Genomic DNA, 19815 nt, shown 5'->3' with positions numbered 1-19815 from the left:
TTACGGCTCCCATCCGTTGAAGCTGGTGAACGGCGGCACGGGGCCGATGCTGTCGAGGCACTTGGTGTCGAGCGACTTCGCGTCGGCGCGCTCGACGAACTGGCCCACGAGCTTGGGCATGCAGCCGGTGGCGAAGACGTTGTGGCCCTGGCCCCTGAGCGCGACGTGGCGCGCGTTGGGCAGGGCCTTTGCGACGCGCTCGCCGTACTCGGGCGGGGTGACCGGGTCGAGCTCGCCCGACATCAGCAGCGCCGGCACCTTCGTCGCCAGCGGCTTCTCGAAGCCCGCCGGACGCGCCCCGCGCGGCCAGTGGGTGCAGGCCGAGAAGAACAGGCGCGACATGTCGGCGCCGAGCACCGTCTGCGCATCGGCCGGATCGGCCACGTAGCGCGGCGCGTCCTCGGCGCAGATCACCGACCACTGCATCGGCCGGTTCATCGCGCCCTGTGCCGACGAGCCGCCGAACGCGGCCAGCGCCATCAGGGGGCCGTAGCGGCCCTTCGCCGCCTCGTCCACCACCACCGGGAGCATCGACGCCGCCTGCGGCAGGTAGGAGAACAGGAAGGCCAGCCCGCTCACGGTTTGCCCGGTAAGCCGTTCCCGCCTGGCTTCGCCGGTCGACGGGTCGCGGTACTCGACTTCCACCGGCGCCGCGTCGAGCTTCTGCCTGAGCGTGGCCACCTGCGTGCGCAGGTCGACCGGATAGCGCCTGGCGCAGGCCGGATCGGCGGTGCAGGCCCGGGAGCGTAGGCTCAGCGAACGCTCGAACATGCGTGCGAACTCGCCGCCGGCCACCACGTCGTTGGGCAGCACCCCGTCGAGCACCAGCGTGCGCGTGGCCTGCGGATGCGCGGCGGCGTACTGTTGCGCCACGCGCGTGCCATAGGACACGCCGACCAGGTTCACCTGCGAAACCTCCAGCGCGCGACGCACGGCATCCAGGTCGGCCACCGCCTGCGTCGTCGTGTAGAAGCGCGCGTCGACCTCCAGGCCCTCGGCGCACAGGCGCGCGTAGTCGACGATGTCGTTCGGGTCGGTCGACGCGCTGAAGCGCTCGTCCACCGGCTTCGGGCAGCCCAGCGCCGCGGACTTGCCGGTGCCGCGCTGGTCGATCAGGAAGACGTGGCGCTGCTTGCGCACCTCGCGCAGCGCGTTCGACACCGTGCCGGCGTGGTCGCTGGCCGCCTGTCCCGGGCCGCCGGCCAGGAAGAACACCGGGTCCGGCGCCGGCTCGCTCTTGTCGCCGGCGGGAAGCCAGGCGATGTGCAGGTCGATCATCCGCCCCTGCGGCGCCGACGGGTTCTCCGGCACGCGGAACGTTCCGCAGCGCGCATCGACCGACTGGCCACCGAGCATGCCCGGCAGCGCACACGGTTCGAAGTCGATGCGGCCCAGGCGCCGCACGGCGGAATCGGCCTCCGGCCCGGGCGCGGGTTCGGCGTCGCACCCGGCGAGCGCGAAGGCGATCGCCAGAACGGTCCATCGGTGCAGCGGCATGCTCGTTTCCCCTGGGGCAGCGTGCCGGCGAGGATGCCAGAGCGCAGGCGCGACGGCATAGGCCGGACGTCCTGCAGGTCGCGGCAGCGGCCAGTCACGAAGCGGTGGCGGACCTGCCACTGCATGCGAGCGCTGCGCGGTGCATGCGGCCGCGCCGGCTCACTTGCTGCTGACGTACTTCTCGCGACGGATCCGCGCCGGCGGCAGGCCGGCCTCCTTCAGCGCCTCGAAGCAGGCATCCACCATGTTCGGATTGCCGCAGAGGTAGGCGATGTCGCCTTCCGGGTCCGGCGCGAACTCGGCGAGGAACTGCTGCACGTAGCCCTGGCGCACGTCGGCATGCGCATGCGGCGACCCGCTTTCGGGCAGCTCGCGCGAGAAGCAGGGCACGAAGCGGAAGTTCGACGGATGCCTGTCGGCGAAGGCGCGGAACTCGTCGCCGTAGAGCAGCTCGGCGGGCGTGCGCGCGCCCAGCAGCAGCACCACCTGCAGCCCGCGCTCGCCGATCAGGCGCTCGAGCTCGGGCAGCATCGAGCGGTAGGGCGTGACGCCCGTCCCGGTGGCGATGAGCAGGTAGCGGCGGTTGGCGTCCTGCGGCATCAGGCAGAAGCGCCCGTACGGGCCGCTCGCGTTCACGCGGTCGCCGATGTCCAGGCCCTCGAACAGCGCGGTGGCCGCGCCGCCGGGCACGAAGCTCACCGCGATCTCCACCGCCTCGCCCGGGCCCAGCGCGTGGTCGTGGATCGTCGCCAGCGAGTAGCTGCGCTTGGTCGGCGTGCCGTCGGCGTAGTCGAAGTGGACCTGGATGAACTGGCCGGGGATGAAATCCAGCGGCGCGCCGTCCTCGCGCACGAAGGCGTAATGGCCGACGGCGGGCGCGAGCATGCGGCGCGAGACGAGACGGAGCGGGAACTGGACGATGGCCAACGCGGGGATTTCCGAAGGGCGGCACGCGGGCCGTTGACCGGCCGCTGGAACGCTGCATGGCGCAGGCGCGCGCACGGGGCTGCCTATACTACCGGCAACCACGCCCGTCCCTGCGGCACCTTCCCATGACCTCTCCCGCTGCGACGAGCGCCGGCGTGCCGGCCCTGTCCGTGCGCGGCCTGCGCAAGACCTACGACGGCCGCATCGAGGCGCTGCGCGGCGTCTCGCTCGACGTCATGCCCGGCGACTTCTTCGCCCTGCTCGGCCCCAACGGCGCGGGCAAGTCCACGCTGATCGGCATCGTGAGCTCGCTGGTGAACCTCACCTCGGGCAGCGTGTCGGTCCACGGCATCGACCTGCAGGCCGACCGCGCCAGCGCCATGCGCCAGATCGGGCTGGTGCCGCAGGAGATCAACTTCAACATGTTCGAAAAGCCCGTGGACATCCTGGTGAACTACGCCGGGTTCTACGGGGTTCCGCGCAGGGAGGCGCTGGCGCGCGCGGAAGTGGAACTGCGCCGCGCGCAGCTGTGGGAGAAGGCGAACGTCATGAGCCGCACGCTCTCGGGCGGCATGAAGCGAAGGCTGATGATCGCCCGCGCGATGATGACCGCCCCGCGCCTGCTGATCCTCGACGAGCCGACCGCCGGCGTAGACATCGAGATCCGCCGCGGCATGTGGAAGACGCTGCGCGAGATCAACGCGCAGGGCACCACGATCATCCTCACCACGCATTATCTCGAGGAGGCCGAAAGCCTCTGCCGCAACGTGGCGATCATCGACCGCGGCCGCATCGTCGAGCAGGGCTCGATGAAGGCGCTGCTGGCCAAGCTCGACGTGGAAGGCTTCGTCTTCGACATCGACGGCGTGCTCCCGGCGGTGCTGCCGCAGATCGAGGGCATGACCATCGCCGCCACCGACGACCACACCCTCGACATCGACATGCCACGCGCGATGGACCTCAACCGCGTCTTCGCCGCACTGGGCGCAGCGAACATCCGCGTGCGCTCGATGCGCACCAAGTCCAACCGCCTCGAGGAGCTGTTCGTGCGGCTCACGGGCGAGAACGCCGGGACGGCCGCGGTCTAGCGCGTGCTGAACGCAGGTGCCGCCATCGCGTCCCATGCCGTCATTCCCGCGAACGCGGGAACCCGTGGACGCAGCGCCCGTCGCAGCGGGCCCGGCCGCTACGCACTTCATGGCCACGGCGCCCGCGCCTGCGTCATCCACTGAACCCAACGTCCATGGATTCCCGCGTTCGCGGGAATGACGGCGAGAAAACCGAAAGCGCCATGAACGACATCGACCGTACCGTTCCCACCACCTCCTCCCACCACCTCGTCGCCCTCGGCACCATCGTGCGCCGCGAGGTGAACCGCATCCTGCGCATCTGGGGCCAGACCCTGGTGCCGCCGGCGATCACGATGACGCTGTACTTCCTGATCTTCGGCGGCCTGATCGGCTCGCGCGTCGGCGAGATGGACGGCATCCGCTACATGGACTTCATCGTGCCCGGGCTGGTGATGATGAGCGTCATCCAGAACAGCTACGGCAACATCTCCTCCAGCTTCTTCGGCGCCAAGTTCGGCCGCCACGTGGAGGAGCTGCTGGTGAGCCCGATGCCCAACTGGGTGATCCTGTTCGGCTACGTGGCCGGCGCGGTGCTGCGCGGGCTGATGGTCGGCGCGATCGTGCTGGCGATCGCCATGCTGTTCACCGACGTGCGCGTGCCGCATCCGGTCGTCACCTTCACCACCGTGCTGCTGGGCGCGACGATCTTCGCGCTCGCCGGCTTCGTCAACGCGGTGTACGCGAAGAAGTTCGACGACATCGCCATCGTCCCCACCTTCATCCTCACCCCGCTCACGTACCTGGGCGGCGTGTTCTATTCGGTGAAGCTGCTGCCGGACTGGGCCGAGGCCGCCACCCACCTCAACCCGATCTTCTACATGGTCAACGCCTTCCGCTACGGCCTGCTGGGCGTGAGCGACGTGCCGCTGGCCACCGCGTACGGCCTGATGCTGGCCTTCGTTGTGGCCCTGGGCGCGCTCGGGCTGTGGCTGCTGCGGCGGGGGGTTGGGCTGCGCAGCTGAGCGCGGCTGGCCTCTTGGGACGACGGCCTCTATACTCGATCAGCTACCACCGCGCCGTCGCGCGGCGTGCAAAGGAACTGCTTTTTCTCAGGGCATGGAGGCGCTGATGACACCGTCCCGTTCTACCGCTGCGCTCGGGCGCGGCGATGCCGCGCTGCACGAATTTTCCGTCGAAGCGTCGCGGCGCCTTCGCGCTGATGGCCGCTGCGGCTTCTTCGCGCTGCAGGATGCCTTCAAGCACCTGGTCTTTGGCACCGATTTCCTGCATTCGACTGCTCTCGCCGAACTCGGGCGCATTGCAGAGAACACCCGGCATGAGTCCGCTCGCTGGGAGCCGGACCACATACTGATCGCCGGGGATCTCGCCTGGCAACTGCGTATCGGTCTGTATGCGCGCGCGTCGGACTTCGTCTACACGTTGCCGTTCGACCTGATGGTCGCGGTGATCGACCCGCGCGGCCTGCGCGTGGCCCGACCTTCGCTTCCCGAAGGGATGGTCAATGAGGTCTTCGACCCCGCGATCCGGTTGCCGACGCTGCGCTACGAAACCGTTCCGGGCGGTGAGGTGTTCGTCGTGGACGGCAGCCGCGAGCTGCTCGACATCCAGGTCGAACGCCCGGTGCTCGTGGTCAAGTTGAATACCTCGGTCCGCGATGCGTTGCAGTGGGCGTTCGACCGGCAAACCGGGTCTGCCGTACAGGCGATCGCAGCCGATCCGCTGGATTCGGAGCTGGTCTCGACGCTGCGTGCGCTGGCCAGCATGCAGCGCGGGGCCTCGGTGGAGCCGGTGCGCGCGTTGACCTGCCATCGACGGCACTTCGTCCGCTGGGCCGCGATCCAGTGCCTCGCGCGGCTTGCGCCCGAACTCGCGGTGGACGCGCTCCGCGCCGCTGCCGTCGATTCCCATCCGCACATCGCGCAGGCGGCCGCACACACGCTGTCGCGGCTCGGCCAGAAGGCAATGGCTGCATGACCATCAACATCGACCTGCCAAGTGCACCGGCGATGGGTCTCGACGAGTTCGTCGCGCTCGCCGACGCCGCCGCCCTCGATGGTCCCGACTCGCTGGTCGAGATCGCGCCGCACTTCCGCGCCCTCGCGGGCGATCCGGACCTGCTCGCGATCCGCCTCAACGAATCGCTCAAGCGGTACGTCGAAGGCGCATCCATGCTGACCTACACGCCGCAGTCCATCGTGCTGGCAAGCGGGCGCAACTTCTACGTGCGCGCCAACATCTGGACCCCGCTGCAGCTGCAAGGCGACTTTCGATCGCACGAAGAGCGTGTCTTCAGCTACCGCAACACGCACGACCACAACTTCGACTTCATGACGATCGGCTACCACGGGCCAGGGTACGAGACCGACCTGTACCAGTACGACCCGGCCACCGTCGAAGGACACGTGGGCGAGCGCGTGGAGCTCGAACCCCTCGGCCGCGAGACCCTGTACGCGGGACGGATCATGGTCTACCGCGCCAAGCGCGACGTGCACACCCAGCTGCCCCCGCCCAGCCTGTCGATCTCGCTCAACGTGATGCTGATCGACCCGGAGTGGAGCCGCCGCGACCAGTACTTCTTCGATGCAGAGACCGGCTGTATCACTGGGCTGCCGGACATCGCGGCCGTGCACAAGCGGGCCTCGGTCGTGGCGATGCTGGGACACCTGGCCAACGGCGATAGCCTGGAGCTGCTGCACGCGTTGCTGCGGGACGCGGACTGCCAGCGCATCCGCGAGGCGGCTGCACGTGCGCTCGCCGTCGCCCCCGGCCTCGGCCCCGGCGATCGCATCGCCGCGATCGGACGCGCACTCGACGACCGCTCGCCCGTGGTCCGTCGCACCGCGGCTGAATTGCTCGCGGAAGTCCGCTAGATTCCGCGCGCAGCAGCCCCCTGCGCGCGGATCATCCTTCCGGGGCAGACAAGGAGTAGTTGATGGATACGTTCGAACTCGATGACCTGGCGATCGCCATCGCGCCCACGGGTGCGTCCGACGCCGTTGCGGGCCCGCCCTGCATTGCGGTCTTCATCATCCTGATGACGATCCCCGCCAACTGAGGCACCGGGATGCGGGAGCCTCCCGCATCCCACCGATCTGCCGAGCCGCCCGTTCGATGCAGAACCGATTACCCGCACTCCATGCCGACCTGGTCGAAGCCAAGGCGGCGCTGTGGGATCGACCCGGTGCGAAGGTCGAGTTCGCCCTCGCGCTCGTGGGTGCCACCGCGCTGCTCGCGCTCGCGGCGGCGGTCGCCATGCGTCCGCTCGCTGCCGTGGAGCGCGCGGCGCCGGGGCACGTGGGCGTGGGGCTCATCGGTCTGGCGGTCGCGGCCTGCGCCTACCTGGCCATGGCTCGTGCGCGCCGCGACGTGGAGGCGCGCCTGGCCCGCCACTGGCTGCGGCCCGTGCTCTCCACCGCCGGCCTGCGACTCGAGAAGCGCGTTCGTCTGGCGCTGCGCGCGGCATGGACGGCGTCGTTGCTCATGGCGATGCTGCAGTTCGCGGCCCTGCGCGGCATGCTCGAGGCCGGGCATGTCACGTGGATCGCGGCCAGCGCAGGTGTCGCGCTGCTGCTGGCATGCCGCGTCCCGCCGCGCGAGGAATCCAGCGGTGCCGTCATCGGCACGACGCAGGCGCGCATCGCATCCGGTCGCGCACTGCAGGCGCTCACCGTCGCATGGCCGTTCGGCTTCCGGGCCTGGGCCATGGTCGCGATCACGGCCGGCCTTGGCGTCCCCGTCGCGGCGCTCGTCGCGGGACAAGGTCTGTGGCTCGGCGCGTCGCTCTGGATGGCCGTGGCCCTGCTGGTGCTGCTCGCGCTGCTGACGCGACCCGGCGCGAGCGAGGCGCATGCGCTGCTGTCGCGGCGGCGCCTGCCTGCCTGGCGATGCCTGCGACCGCTCATTGTCGCGCCCGTTGCCGTTGGCGCTGCGCTGCTCCTCCCGACGGGGGCCGCTGCAGTGGCGATGCGGGCGTGGGGACATGCCGCGCTGGCCGTCGCGCTGGCAGTCGCCTGGGGCGTCGTGGTCGCGCTACGCCTGGCCTGCGACCTCGCGCGGGCGACCGGGCGCCGCCCCGAGCCTTACGTCGCCGCAAATGCGATGGGTTTCGCTGTCGCCGCGCTGTTCCCTCCGCTCCTCGTCCTCAGCGTGCCGGCGCACGTGCTGGGTTATGCGCGTTACGTGCGTCACCAGTGGGGGCGCGTCTCGTGATCCTCGACATCCGCGGTGCCAGCGTGGATATCGGGCGCGTCCGCGCGTTGGAATCGATCGACCTCTCGGTCGCCGCCGGCGAGCTGGTCCTGCTCATCGGTGCCAACGCCTCCGGCAAGACCTCGCTGCTGCGCGCCGTGGCCGGACACCTCGATCCACGGCAGGGATCGATCCATCGCGCCGTCGGCAGCCGGCGCGTCGCGGACGCGATCGCGCCCGATCGGCTTCCGCGGATGCTCAGCGGACAGCAGGCACTCGAGTTCACCGCCGACGCGCTCGGGCAGGCAACGCTGGATGCCGCGTTGGCTTATGCGGACGCCGTATCGCTACGCAGCTGGTTGCACCAGCCGATCGGCCGGTATTCGCTCGGCACGCGGCAGAAGCTGTGCATCGCACTGAGCCTCGTTGGCGAACCGGGGCTCTACCTCTGGGACGAGATCGCCAATGGCCTGGACCTGCTCAGCGAAAGCCGCACGATGGCCTTCCTGCGCCGCCGACTTGACGACACCGGCGCGGCCGCGCTGCTCGCGACGCACAACCTCGATGTCGCGCAGGCCTACGCAGATCGCGTCGTGTTGCTGCACGAGGGGCGGCAGGTCGGCCATTGGGGTCCCGGGGCCGTGGCCGGCCTGCGCGAAGCGGGCATTCCCCTCTCCGCCACGGTACTGGCACGCATGGCGGACCTCGGTGCCGGCGTTTGCCCCGCGCCGCTGCAGCAGCGCGCAGGCGCCGGAGCCGTCCCGCGCGGCCTTGATCCCGGAGCATGACCGGTGCGGTGACCACCGACCCGTGCACGCCGCGTTAACATCGACGACACTCGCCGCCCCCGTTACGGATGACGCATCATGTCCAAGCTCGTCGACCTCTTTCTGCAGCCTTCGCGCGTCTTCGAAGCCGAACGCGAGCGCCCCACGTTCCTGGTGCCGCTGGCCATCGTGGTGCTGCTCACCGCCGCGTTCACCCTGGCGTATTTCATGCGCGTGGACCCGGCGTGGTACAGCGAGCACGTGCTCGCCAGCCTGGGACGCGAGCTCAGCGCCGCCGAGGCCGCCAAGGTCAAGGCGAGCATGCCGGGCACGCGCACCCAGGGCGTGATCGCCACGGTCACGGGCGCCGTGGCCGTCGTGCTGGCCAGCATGCTGGTTGCGTTGTATGTCTGGCTCGCGGCGAAGGTCACCGGCCGTACGCTGGGCTTCCGCCACGGCATGAGTCTCTCGACCTGGTCGGGCCTGCCGATGGCGCTGGGCCTGCTGGTCGCGCTGGCCGGCGCGCTCACCATGGCGCCGCAGACCGCGCTGGAATCGCTGATGCTCACCAATGTCGACCCGCTGCTGGTCGATCTGCCCGCCGACCATCGCTGGAATCGCCTTGCCCAGGCCTTCAACCTGCTCACGCTGTGGACGCTGTGGCTGTTCGCGCTGGGCTGGAAGACCTGGACGCGCAGCAGCTGGGGCCAGGCCATCGTGGTCGCGCTGCTGCCCACGCTGCTGGTGTTCGCAGTGATCGCGCTCATTCCCTGATGTCGAACCCATGACTCCCAAGACCAAGAAGTGGCTGGCCGGCGGGCTGGTGCTGGCCGTGCTCGTACTGCCCTTCGGCATCCGCGCCATGCGCGGCGAGAGCGCCACGGGCGTGGACATCGCCACCGTCGCCGCGCAGCCGGTGCGCCCCACCATCCTCGCCTCCGGCGCGCTGGCCTACGGCACCGAGGTCAACCTCACCGCCGAGGTGGTGGCCAAGGTCGAGCGCATCCTGGTGGCCGAGGGCGATACGGTGAAGCCGGGCCAGCTGCTGCTCACGCTGGATCCGGAGAGCTATCGCAATGCCATCGAGCGCGAATCGGCCGGCCGCCGGCAGAGCGCGATCGGCATCGACCGCCTGCGCGCGAACCTGCGCCTTCGCGAGGCGCAGTACAAGCGATCGCAGGCGCTTGCGGCGCAGCAGCTGATCGACCGCAACCGCCTGGAGGAAGACCGCCTGGCGCTGGAGACCGCGCGCGCCGAGCTCGCCAGCCAGAGCGAATCCCTGCGCCGTTCGCAGGCGGTACTGGGCGATGCCTACGAGCAGTTGGCCAAGACCGAGATCCGCGCGCCCATCGCCGGGCGCGTGGTCGAGCTGCCGATCAAGGTGGGCGAAACGGCGATCCCGTCGACCAATGCCCTGGCCGGCGCCAAGCTCATGAAGATCGCCGACACCTCCGCGCTGCTGGCCGAGCTCAAGGTGGACGAGGCCGACATCGCCAAGGTCGAGATCGGCCAGCAGGTGGACGTCTACCCGGCCGCCTACCCCGACACCGCGCTGCGCGGCGCGGTGGAGAAGATCGCGCTGGCGCCCACGCTGGAGAACCAGTCGCGCGCCTACAAGGTGACGGTGCGCCTGGGCGATGCCAGGGCCATGAAGCTGCGTTCGGGCATGAGCGCGCGCGCCGATCTCTACCTGGGCAATGGCGCGAAGCAGATCGCCGTGCCGGTGGAGGCGGTGGTCACCGAGAGCGACGAGAAGGATGGCGAGAAGACTTTCGTCTGGGCGGTGCGCGACGGCCGCGCGCGCAAGCTGCCGGTGAAGACGGGGCTGTCGGACGATCGCTGGCAGGCCATCGCCAGCGGCCTGAAGGCGGGCGATCGCGTCATCACCGGCCCGGCCAAGACCCTGCGCCGCCTCGCCGAAGGCGAGGCCGTGGAGCAGCGCAAGGCCAGCACCGCGGGCGCCGGCGAGGACGAGCGCCGCGACGAGGAGTCGGAGGCGTGATCGAACTCGCCGGCATCGTGAAGACCTACACGATGGGCGAGGAGACCGTGCGCGCGCTGGCCGGCGTGGACCTGTCCATCGCGCGCAACGAATACGTCGCGCTTACCGGGCCCTCCGGTTCCGGCAAGTCCACGCTGATGAACCTGCTGGGCTGCCTGGACACCCCCACTGAAGGCCGCTACCTGCTCAACGGGAGCGACGTGGCGACCATGGACGACGACGCGCTCGCGCGCGTGCGCAACCGCGAGATCGGCTTCGTCTTCCAGAGCTTCCACCTGTTGCCGCGCCAGACCGTGCTGCAGAACGTGATGCAGCCGCTGGTCTACCGCGGCATGCCACACCGCGAGCGCGTGCAGCGCGCCAGCGAGGCCCTGGCCAAGGTGGGCCTCGGCGACCGGCTCGCGCACCGCCCCAACCAGCTCTCCGGCGGCCAGCGCCAGCGCGTGGCGGTGGCGCGGGCGCTGGTGGGCGAGCCCTCGCTGCTGTTGGCCGACGAGCCCACCGGCAACCTCGATTCGGCCACCTCGCGCGACATCATGGCGCTGTTCGATGCCCTGCATGCGCAGGGGCAGACGGTGGTGATCGTCACCCACGAACCCGACATCGCCGCGCACTGCCACCGCGTGCTGCGCGTGTCGGACGGGCGCATCGTCAGCGACGTGCAGCAGCCGCGCACGGCGGAGGTGCACTGATGCAGGCCTATGTCGAAGCCCTCCGCGCCGCCCTGGCCAGCCTGGCCGCGCATCGCCTGCGCAGCTTCCTCACCACGCTGGGCATCCTCATCGGCACCGCGAGCGTGATCGCGGTGGTCTCGCTGGTGCAGGGCATGAGCGAGTCGATCAAGGGCCAGTTCGCCGACATCGGCGGCAGCACGCTCACGCTGCGCGCCGAGAACGACAACGACAACTACCGCACCGGCAAGCTCAACAACATCAGCGTAGCCGACATCGAGGTGCTGCGCCATCGCGTGGCGGGCGTGGGACAGGTCGCGCCCATGCTGCAGGTACCGGCCGCGCGCGCCAGCTACAAGGGCCGCAGCACCATGCCCGAGGTCTATGGCACCACGTCCGAGTTCCAGGCCGTGCGCGCGCGTTATCCGCAGATCGGGCGCTTCATCGTGGCCGGCGACGATGCCAGCCGCCGCCGCGTGGCGGTGATCGGCACCAAGCTGCGCGACGACCTGAAGATGCCGAAGAACCCCATCGGCGAGTACTTCATGCTCGGCGGCGAGTGGTTCAAGGTGGTGGGCGTGATGGAGCCGCAGGGCGAGATCTTCGGCTTCAGCCAGGACAACTATGCGGCGATTCCCTTCGACGTGGCACGCGGCATGAGCGGCTATGCCAACGAGCCCATGCTGATGGCGTCGTTCACCGTGCAGCGCATGGAGGAGATCGACGCCGTGCGCGAGCGCGTACGCCGCGCCCTGCGCGCCAGCCGCCGCGTCAAGGCCGACGCCGAGGACACCTTCACCGTCGAGGCGGCCGATTCCTTCGTCAAGCAGTTCGAGAAGGTCACCGGCACGATCACCGCGGTGGTGGCCGGCATCGTCGGCATCTCGCTGCTGGTGGGCGGCATCGGCATCATGAACATCATGCTGGTGAGCGTCACCGAGCGCACCCGCGAGATCGGCATCCTGAAAGCGCTGGGCGCCACGCGCCGCGACATCCTGGTGCAGTTCCTGCTCGAGGCCGCGCTGCTGGCACTGCTGGGCGGCGTGATCGGCATCGTGCTCGGCTACGCGGCCGGCGCCGGCATCGCAGCGCTGATCCCGGACTTCCCGCCGGCGAGCGTGCCGGTCTGGGTGGTGCTGGTGGCGGCGGGGTTCTCGGCGCTGGTGGGGGTGGTGTTCGGGCTGATGCCGGCGTCGAAGGCGGCGGGGTTGGACCCGATCGAGGCGTTGCGGTACGAGTGAGCCCTTGATCTGCTTTGGCCTTGCGTCGCTGGGATGCGCGTAGCTGCGCAGGCACCTCTGCCAGTGCTGTGGCCGCTGTTGCTCGTCATCCCCGCGAAAGCGGGGATCCAGAAACCTTCGTTCTTGTAGCCGCCGCCGACGTAGCTCGCTAGCTCTTGTTGTTGCGTCTCGGCTCCACGAACCGGCGACAGCAGCGACTAATGATGAAGACCCCGAAGGGGCGGCGCACAGGACGTGCGTCGCCCCTTCCGGGTCGTCGCGATTGTTTGCGGCTGTTGGCGATTCGCGTCTAAGGCAGTAGCTGTATAGCGTGGCGCCGTCATGTGTGACCGCGTCACCTTCCGCTTTTCGAAGCACCGCGAGCCTCTACCGGCAGATTCGATCAGGCCACGCCGCACCGACCGCACAGCTGCGAGCAGCACTACAGGATCACGACATCCGCACATCCGTAACCGCAGTCCCGGCCTTGCCTCGCCGCAGCTTCCGCCGCAGCCACCCGCCCAGGTCGTCGACCACCGTGTACGCGGCCGGGATCACCACGAGGCTCAGCGCCGTCGACGTGATCAGGCCGCCGATCACCGCCACCGCCATCGGCGCGCGGAAGCTGGAATCGCCCGACAGGCCCAGCGCGACCGGCAGCATGCCGGCACCCATCGCCAGCGTGGTCATGATCACCGGACGCGCGCGCTTGCGGCAGGCGTCGACCAGCGCATCGTGCTGGCTCATGCCCTGCCCGTCCTCGGCCATCACCGCGTAGTCCACCAGCAGGATGGAGTTCTTGGTGGCGATGCCGATCAGCATCAGCAGGCCGATCAGCGCCGGCAGCGAGAGCATGTGCTGGGTGATCAGCAGCGCGCCGAACGCGCCACCGGCGCACAGCGGCACGGCGGTGAGGATGGTGAGCGGTTGCAGCGCGTGGTTGAACAGCAGCAGCAGCACCATGTAGATGCAGATGATGCCGGCGGCCATCGCGAGCAGGAATCCGACGAAGAGCTCGACGAAGACTTCCGCGTCGCCCGCGTTGAGGAAGCTCACGCCCGGCGGCGGGTTCTTCACCGTCGGGAGCTGGTTCACCTCGTTCATGACCTCGCCCAGCGGGCGGCCGTTGAGCTCGGCGGTGAAGGTGACGTTGCGCTGGCGCTGGTAGCGCGAGATCACCGAGGGGCCGCTCGCGGGGCGGATGTCGGCCACCGCGGCGAGCGGAACCGGGCCGTTCGCGCCCGGCACGCGCAACTGGCCGATGAGCGCGGGGTTTTCCAGCACGTCCTCGGAGAAGCCGACGCGGATGGGGATCTGCCGCTCGGGCAGGTTGAGCTTGGCCAGGCGCTGGGTGTAGTCGCCGCTGGTGGCGATGCGCGCGGCCTCGGCGATCGCGGTGGTCGACACGCCGGCCTCCGCCGCGCGCGCCGGGTCGGGCACGATGACGAGTTCGGGGCGCAGCAGCGAGGCCGACGAGGAGATGCTGCCCAGGCCCTTGATGGTGCGCAGCTCGCGGGCGAGCGCGTCGGCGGCCTCCTGCAGGCGCTGCGGATCGTCGCCCGCGAGCACCAGCTGCATCACCTCGCCCGGCTCGGTGGACAGGTAGCTGATGCGCACGCCGGGCAGGTCGAGCAGGCGCGCGCGCGCCTCGCGCTCGAGCTGCTGCTGGCTGCGGCTGCGATCCTCGGCATGGCCCCAGTCCAGCACCAGCGTGGCGGTGCGGGCATCGCCCGAGCCGGTCTTGCTCGGGTCTCCCAGGTCCAGCGCCGAGCCGACCACCGTGTAGACCTGCGCGAGCTCCTCGATGCCCGCAAGCCGCGCGCGCGCGGCCTCGGCCACGCGCACCGTCTCCTCGATCGGCGTGCCCGGCGGCAGCTCGATGGAGAGATTGCTGCGGCCCAGGTCGGAGATCGGGATGAACGTGGTGGGGATGAACGCCACCAGCCCCATCGACGCGACGAAGAACGCCAGCGCCGCCATCAGCGTGATCCAGCGGTGGCGCAGCGCGGCATCGACCAGCCGCAGGTAGCGGCGCATCAGCGGGCCTTCGGCTTCCTCGTGGCCGTGCGGCCGGAGCTGGTAGGCCGCGATCATCGGCGTGAGCAGGCGCGCCACCAGCAGCGAGAACAGCACCGCGGCGGCGGCCGTCCAGCCGAACTCGCGGAAGAACTTGCCGGGAATGCCCGGCATGAAGGCCACCGGCACGAACACCGCCGCCAGCGTGAGCGAGGTGGCGATGACCGCCACGCCGATCTCGTCGGCCGCCTCGCGCGCGGCCTCCAGCGGCGTCTTGCCCATGCGCAGGTGGCGCACGATGTTCTCGATCTCGACGATCGCATCGTCCACCAGGATGCCCACCACCACCGCCAGCGCCAGCAGCGTGATGAGGTTGAGGGTGAAGCCGAAGAAGTACATCACCGCGAAGGTCGGGATGATGGACAGTGGCAGCGCGACCGCCGAGATCCAGGTCGCGCGCCAGTCGCGCAGGAAGGCCCAGACCACCACCAGCGCCAGCAGCGCGCCTTCCCACAGCATCGTCATCGACGACTCGTAGGAGCGCTCGGCCTCCTCCACCTGCGAGGTCACCAGCCGGAACGTCGTGCCCGGGTGCGCCTTCTCCAGCGCGGCGATGGCGGCGCGCACGCCCTCGGCCACCTCGAGCTCGGAGGAGCCGCGCGTGCGCGAGATGGCGAAGGACACCACGGGCCGGCCGTCGAGCAGCGCCACCTGCGTGGTGTCGGCCGCCGCGTCGGTGATGCGCGCCAGCGTGCCCAGCCGCACCGCGCGGCCGTCCTGCAGCGCGATGGAGAACCTGCGCAGCTGCTCGGCGCTGGCCACCGTGCCCACGGTGCGGATGACCTGCTGCGCATCATTCAGCTCGGCGCGGCCACCCGGGCGCTCGGCCTGGCTGGCTGCGATCTGCTGGCTGATCTCGCCGGCGGTGACGCCCCAGGCCTGCAGCGCATTGGGATCGAGGTCCACGCGGATCTGCCGTTCCACGCCGCCGGCGCGCGCCACCTTGGCCACGCCGGGCACGCCGAACATCGCGCGCGTGACTTCGCGGTCGACGAACCACGAGAGTTCGTCCACGCCCATGCGGTCGGAGGCCACCGCATAGGTCAGCAGCGAGCCGCCGATGTCGACCTTGTTGACGATGGGCTCCTGGATGTCCTGCGGCAGGTCGCTGCGGATGCGGCTGACGGCGGCGCGCGTGTCGTCGAGCGCGGTGGCCAGGTCCGTTTCCAGCTGGAACTCGATCGCGGTGGTGCTGCTGCCCTCAGTCACCGTGGAGGTGACGCGCTTGACGCCGTTGAGCGTGGCCACCTGGTCCTCGATGCGCCGGGTGACCTCCGTTTCCAGCTGGCTGGGCGAGGCGCCGGGCTGCGGCACCGTCACCGTCACCATCGGGAAGGAGACGTCGGGAAAGCGCGCCACCGGCAGCTTCCAGAAGCCCCAGAGCCCGGCCACGCACAGCACGAAGAAGATCATCAGCGCCGGCAGCGGCCGGCGGATGGCCCAGGCGGAGACGTTCATCATGGCGCGGCGACCTGCGGCGCCGAGGCCTCGCCCGCGGCGACCACGCGCACCGGATCGCCGTCGCCCACGAAGCCCGCGCCGCGGTCGATCACGCGCGTGCCGGCGGCCACGCCGTCGAGGATCTCCACGAAGCCGCCCGCGCGGTTGCCGGTGCGCACGCGCACGCGGCGCGCCACGTTCTTCGCATCGACGGTGAACACGTAGCTGTTGCCGTCGCGGGTGACGATGGCCGAGGCCGGCAGCACCAGCGCCTTCTGCGCGCCGACGAGGATGCGCCCTTCCACGTACGCGCCCACCTGCACGCCCTCGGGCTCGGGCAGGTCGGCGTAGACGGTGCCGGTGCGCGTGGTCGCATCCACGCCGGGCGAGACCGCGCGCACCTGGCCTTCCACGCTGCCGCCGCGCGCGGCGATCACCACCGGATCGCCCACGTTGACCTGCGCGAGCTCGGCTTCGGCGAGTTCGGCGCGCCATTCCAGGCGGCCGTCGCGGATCAGGCGCAGCAGCTCGGTGCCGGCGGCGACAACCTGCCCGGGCTGCACCAGGCGCCGGGAGACGATGCCGTCGGCCGGTGCACGCAGCGTGGCGAAATCGCGGCGAAGCTGCGCCGCATCGAGCGATGCGCGCGCCGTGGCCACGCGGGCGTTGGCCTGGTCGCGCGCGGCGCGCAGCTCGTCGAGCTGCCCGGCGGAGATGTAGCGCCCGGCGGCCAGCGGCTCGGCGCGGCGCAGGTTCGCCTGCGCGAGCGCGGCGGCGGCCTGGGCCTCGCGGAACGCGGCGCGCGACTGCGCGAGCTCGCTCTCCAGCGTGCGGGCGTCGAGCTCGAGCAGCACCTGTCCCCGGCGCACGAACTCGCCCACGTCGACGTACAGCCCGGTCACGCGCAGCCCGCTGACCTCCACGCCCAGCTGCATCTCCTCCACCGCGGCCACCGGCGCGGACACGGTGATCGCGCGCTCGATCTCGCGCACCTGCGCCGGCACGGCGGTGACCGCCATCGCCGGCGCCGCGGCGGGCGCGGCCTCCTCGTCGGCCTGGCCGCATGCGGCCAGCGCCACGCACAGCATTCCCAGTCCTGCCCAGCGGCGGATCGTCGACATCGCGCAAGTTCCGGCAGGCCCGCGCCCGCGAGGCCGCCAAGGATACGGGGGCGCAGGTTCGCGGCGCAGTGCCGGGTGTCATCGGCGGGCGCGTCCGGGTCGAAGGGCCACCGCAGATGCAGGCCCGGGATGCAGCCACGGATGGGCACGGATGGACACGGACCGGGCCGCTTCATCGCGGTGTGCCGCGCGCGCATTGCGGTGCGAATGCGGGCACGGGGCGACGCGTGCTGGAACACCGAACCCGTAGCCCGGGTAAGGCCGCAGGCCGCACCCGGGGGCGACGTCGTTCAACCTGGCGCGGTGCGCAGCGAATCATTGACGCCCGCTGTCCGCCGGACGACACACGCGCGGCAGCGCCGCGTCGCGACGTTGGGGTGGACGGCGGCTTCGATCCCGGGTGCGCTGCGCTTACCCAGCTGCTGCGCGGGCTAGGGGAGGCGGAAGAAGGTGCGGGCGGTCGCCGTGGCGGCGGCCGCGGTGGTCGCCACGTCCTCGCCGCGGTCGCGTGCGAGTTCCTCGACGATATGCGGCAGGAAGGACGGCTCGTTGCGGCGGTCCTTCGGCGTGGGTCTCAGCGTGCGCGGCAGCAGGTAGGGCGCGTCGGTCTCCACCATCAGCCGGTTCGCGGGCAGGTGCGGCACGATCTCGCGCAGGTGCTGGCCACGGCGCTCGTCGCAGAGCCAGCCGGTGATGCCGATGTGCCAGTCGCGGTCCAGATACGCAAAGGCCTCCTGGCGCGTGCCGGTGAAGCAGTGCACGACGCAGGAACCGAGGCGGCCCTCGAAGTTCTTCATGATTGCCACGAAGTCCTCGTGGGCGTCGCGCTGGTGGAGGAACAGGGGCTTGCCGGTGTCGGCCGCGATCTGTAGCTGCATCTCGAAGGCGCGGCGTTGCGCGGGGCGCGGGGAGAAGTCGCGGAAGTAGTCGAGCCCGCACTCACCGACCGCCACCACCTCGTCATGCGCCAGCAGCGCGCGCATCTCGGCATCGCATTCGGCGGTGTATTCCACCGCGTGGTGTGGGTGCACGCCGGCGGTGGCATACAGCAGGCCCGGATGCGCCTGCGCGAGCGCCAGCGCCTTGGGCGAATGCTCGCGGCTGGCGCCGGTGACCACCATCCGCACGACGCCTGCCGCCTGCGCGCGCGCCAGCACGGCGTCGCGGTCGCGATCGAAGGATTCGTGGGTGAGGTTGGCGCCGATGTCGATGAGCTGCACGGGATGCGGGATTCGGTGTTCGGGATCCGGGAAAGCATAGCGGCGGCCACGCGCCCGCCGCGCAACGCCGGGCTGCATGCGCCTGCAGCCGGCGTGTCCTGCGACAATCCGTCGCCAACCGGGTGCCCGCCGTGACGAATCCCGAATCCCGAATCCCGAATCCCGGCTTTACGAATCCCGGCTTCCCGATCGACCCCCTGCTCCCGCGCATCCGCGACTCGCTCGCCGCGCATCCGCGGCTGGTGCTCGAGGCACCGCCCGGCGCGGGCAAGACCACGCAGGTGCCGCCGGCGCTGCTGGACGCGCCCTGGCTGGGCGACGGGAAGATCCTGATGCTCGAGCCGCGACGGGTCGCCGCGCGCGCCGCGGCCTCGTTCATGGCGCAGCGTCGCGGCGAGGAGGTCGGCGACACGGTCGGCTATCGCATCCGCTTCGAGAGCCGCGTTTCCGACGCCACCCGGATCGAAGTGGTCACCGAGGGCATCCTCACCCGGATGATCCAGGACGACCCGATGCTCGACGGCATCGGCGCGATCGTCTTCGACGAGTTCCACGAACGGCACATGGCCGCCGATCTGGGCCTCGCGCTCGCGCTCGACGTGCAGGCGCAGGTGCGCGAGGACCTGCGCATCCTGGTGATGAGCGCCACGCTCGACGGCGAGCGGCTGGCCGCGTTCCTCGACGCGCCGCGGCTGTCCAGCGAGGGCCGAAGCTTTCCCGTGCGCATCGCGCATTTCCCGGCGCGCCGCGAGGAGAAGACCGAACACCACATGCGTCGCGCGGTCGAGCACGCGCTGGCCACGCATCCCGGCGACGTGCTCGTGTTCCTGCCCGGCCAGCGCGAGATCGCGCGCGTGCAGGCGCTGCTCGCGCACATCGAGGCCGACGTGCTGCCCCTGCATGGCGAGCTCTCCGTCGAGGAGCAGTCGCGCGTGCTGCGTCCCGCACCCGATGGCCGCCGGCGCGTCGTGCTGGCCACCAACGTCGCCGAGTCCAGCGTGACGCTGCCCGGCGTGCGCGTGGTGATTGACAGCGGCCTGGCCCGCGAGCCGCGCTTCGACCCCGTCAGCGGCTTTTCGCGGCTGGACGTGGTGCCCATCGCACAGGCCTCCGCCGACCAGCGTGCCGGCCGCGCGGGGCGCGTCGCGGATGGCTGGGCATATCGCCTGTGGCCGGAGTCGCAGCGGCTCGAACCGCAGCGCCGGCCCGAGATCGCGCAGGTGGACCTGTCCGCCCTCGCGCTCGAGCTCGCGCTCTGGGGCGGCGCCGACCTGCGCTTCCCCGATGCGCCGCCTCCCGGCGCGCTCGGCGCCGCGCGCGACCTGCTGCGCCGCCTCGGCGCGCTCGACGGCGACGCGGTGACGCCGCTCGGCCGCCGGATGCTGACGCTCGGCACGCACCCGCGGCTGGCCGCCATGCTGCTGGCACCCATCGACGCCGGCGAACGCGCACTGGCCTGCGACCTCGCCGCGCTGGTCGAGGCGCGCGATCCGCTGCGCGCTCCGCCGGGCCTGCCGCGCAGCGACGCGCTGGCCGAGCGCTGGCAGGCGCTGGCCGCGTTCCGCGCCGGGCGCACGCCGCCCGAGGCCTCGCGC

The 19815-nt window shown here is 70.8% G+C and carries 17 protein-coding genes; 12 read left to right on the top strand and 5 right to left on the bottom strand.

Annotated features, from left to right (window positions below; all coding sequences use genetic code 11):
- Positions 1–1497, bottom strand: a complete 1497-nt coding sequence (locus tag EYQ95_RS18895; protein WP_132329214.1) for an alpha/beta hydrolase — start codon at positions 1495–1497, stop codon at positions 1–3.
- Positions 1498–1656: 159 nt separating this feature from the next.
- Positions 1657–2424, bottom strand: a complete 768-nt coding sequence (locus EYQ95_RS18890) for a ferredoxin--NADP reductase (RefSeq protein WP_256432843.1) — start codon at positions 2422–2424, stop codon at positions 1657–1659.
- 125 nt (positions 2425–2549) lie between these two features.
- On the opposite strand from EYQ95_RS18890, the gene EYQ95_RS18885 reads away from it, so the two are divergent.
- From EYQ95_RS18885 to EYQ95_RS18845, 11 genes are all read left to right on the top strand, one after another.
- Complete coding sequence (locus EYQ95_RS18885) at positions 2550–3512, top strand: ABC transporter ATP-binding protein (protein ID WP_132329212.1); 963 nt, start codon at positions 2550–2552, stop codon at positions 3510–3512.
- 203 nt (positions 3513–3715) lie between these two features.
- Positions 3716–4516 (top strand): ABC transporter permease, encoded by an 801-nt coding sequence (locus tag EYQ95_RS18880; RefSeq protein ID WP_132329210.1) that lies wholly within the window; start codon positions 3716–3718, stop codon positions 4514–4516.
- A gap of 106 nt (positions 4517–4622) precedes the next feature.
- Positions 4623–5489, top strand: a complete 867-nt coding sequence (locus tag EYQ95_RS18875) for a HEAT repeat domain-containing protein (protein WP_165924789.1) — start codon at positions 4623–4625, stop codon at positions 5487–5489.
- Positions 5486–6385, top strand: a complete 900-nt coding sequence (locus EYQ95_RS18870) for a HEAT repeat domain-containing protein (protein WP_132329206.1) — start codon at positions 5486–5488, stop codon at positions 6383–6385. The genes EYQ95_RS18875 and EYQ95_RS18870 overlap by 4 nt, the downstream gene beginning before the upstream one ends.
- A 62-nt stretch (positions 6386–6447) precedes the next feature.
- Complete coding sequence (locus EYQ95_RS27000) at positions 6448–6570, top strand: hypothetical protein (protein ID WP_256432842.1); 123 nt, start codon at positions 6448–6450, stop codon at positions 6568–6570.
- A 56-nt stretch (positions 6571–6626) separates the two neighbouring features.
- The gene (locus tag EYQ95_RS26410) at positions 6627–7724 is read left to right on the top strand and encodes a hypothetical protein (RefSeq protein WP_165924788.1); all 1098 of its coding nucleotides are present in this window, start codon (positions 6627–6629) and stop codon (positions 7722–7724) included.
- Positions 7721–8491 carry an ATP-binding cassette domain-containing protein gene (locus EYQ95_RS18865; RefSeq protein ID WP_165924787.1) on the top strand — a complete coding sequence of 257 codons (771 nt, stop codon included), beginning with the start codon at positions 7721–7723 and terminating at the stop codon, positions 8489–8491. Before EYQ95_RS26410 ends, EYQ95_RS18865 begins: the two co-directional genes overlap by 4 nt.
- A gap of 78 nt (positions 8492–8569) precedes the next feature.
- A complete protein-coding gene (locus EYQ95_RS18860) occupies positions 8570–9244 on the top strand; it encodes a YIP1 family protein (RefSeq protein WP_132329202.1) in 675 nt (224 codons plus the stop codon).
- Positions 9245–9254: 10 nt separating this feature from the next.
- Positions 9255–10472, top strand: a complete 1218-nt coding sequence (locus EYQ95_RS18855) for an efflux RND transporter periplasmic adaptor subunit (RefSeq protein WP_132329200.1) — start codon at positions 9255–9257, stop codon at positions 10470–10472.
- Complete coding sequence (locus tag EYQ95_RS18850; protein WP_207916535.1) at positions 10469–11164, top strand: ABC transporter ATP-binding protein; 696 nt, start codon at positions 10469–10471, stop codon at positions 11162–11164. Before EYQ95_RS18855 ends, EYQ95_RS18850 begins: the two co-directional genes overlap by 4 nt.
- Positions 11164–12384, top strand: coding sequence for an ABC transporter permease (locus tag EYQ95_RS18845; RefSeq protein WP_132329198.1), 1221 nt, complete (start codon positions 11164–11166; stop codon positions 12382–12384). The genes EYQ95_RS18850 and EYQ95_RS18845 overlap by 1 nt, the downstream gene beginning before the upstream one ends.
- Positions 12385–12813: 429 nt before the next feature.
- Here EYQ95_RS18845 and EYQ95_RS18840 read toward each other — a convergent pair whose 3' ends face one another.
- The 3 genes from EYQ95_RS18840 to EYQ95_RS18830 form a co-directional block, all read right to left on the bottom strand.
- Positions 12814–15900: an efflux RND transporter permease subunit gene (locus EYQ95_RS18840; RefSeq protein WP_243699986.1), complete on the bottom strand. Its 3087-nt coding sequence runs from the start codon at positions 15898–15900 to the stop codon at positions 12814–12816.
- On the bottom strand, positions 15897–17000 hold the full coding sequence (locus tag EYQ95_RS18835) for an efflux RND transporter periplasmic adaptor subunit (protein WP_132329196.1): 1104 nt from the start codon (positions 16998–17000) through the stop codon (positions 15897–15899). Before EYQ95_RS18835 ends, EYQ95_RS18840 begins: the two co-directional genes overlap by 4 nt.
- A gap of 431 nt (positions 17001–17431) precedes the next feature.
- The gene (locus EYQ95_RS18830) at positions 17432–18220 is read right to left on the bottom strand and encodes a TatD family hydrolase (protein ID WP_132329194.1); all 789 of its coding nucleotides are present in this window, start codon (positions 18218–18220) and stop codon (positions 17432–17434) included.
- A 131-nt stretch (positions 18221–18351) separates the two neighbouring features.
- Between EYQ95_RS18830 and hrpB the strand changes: the two genes are divergently transcribed.
- The coding region (gene hrpB, locus EYQ95_RS18825; protein ID WP_243699985.1) for an ATP-dependent helicase HrpB at positions 18352–19815 on the top strand (1464 nt) is incomplete at its 3' end.

The organism is Lysobacter sp. N42 (assembly GCF_004344885.1).
Note: the sequence above shows the minus strand (reverse complement) of the source record. Positions and strands in the feature narration are given on the sequence as shown.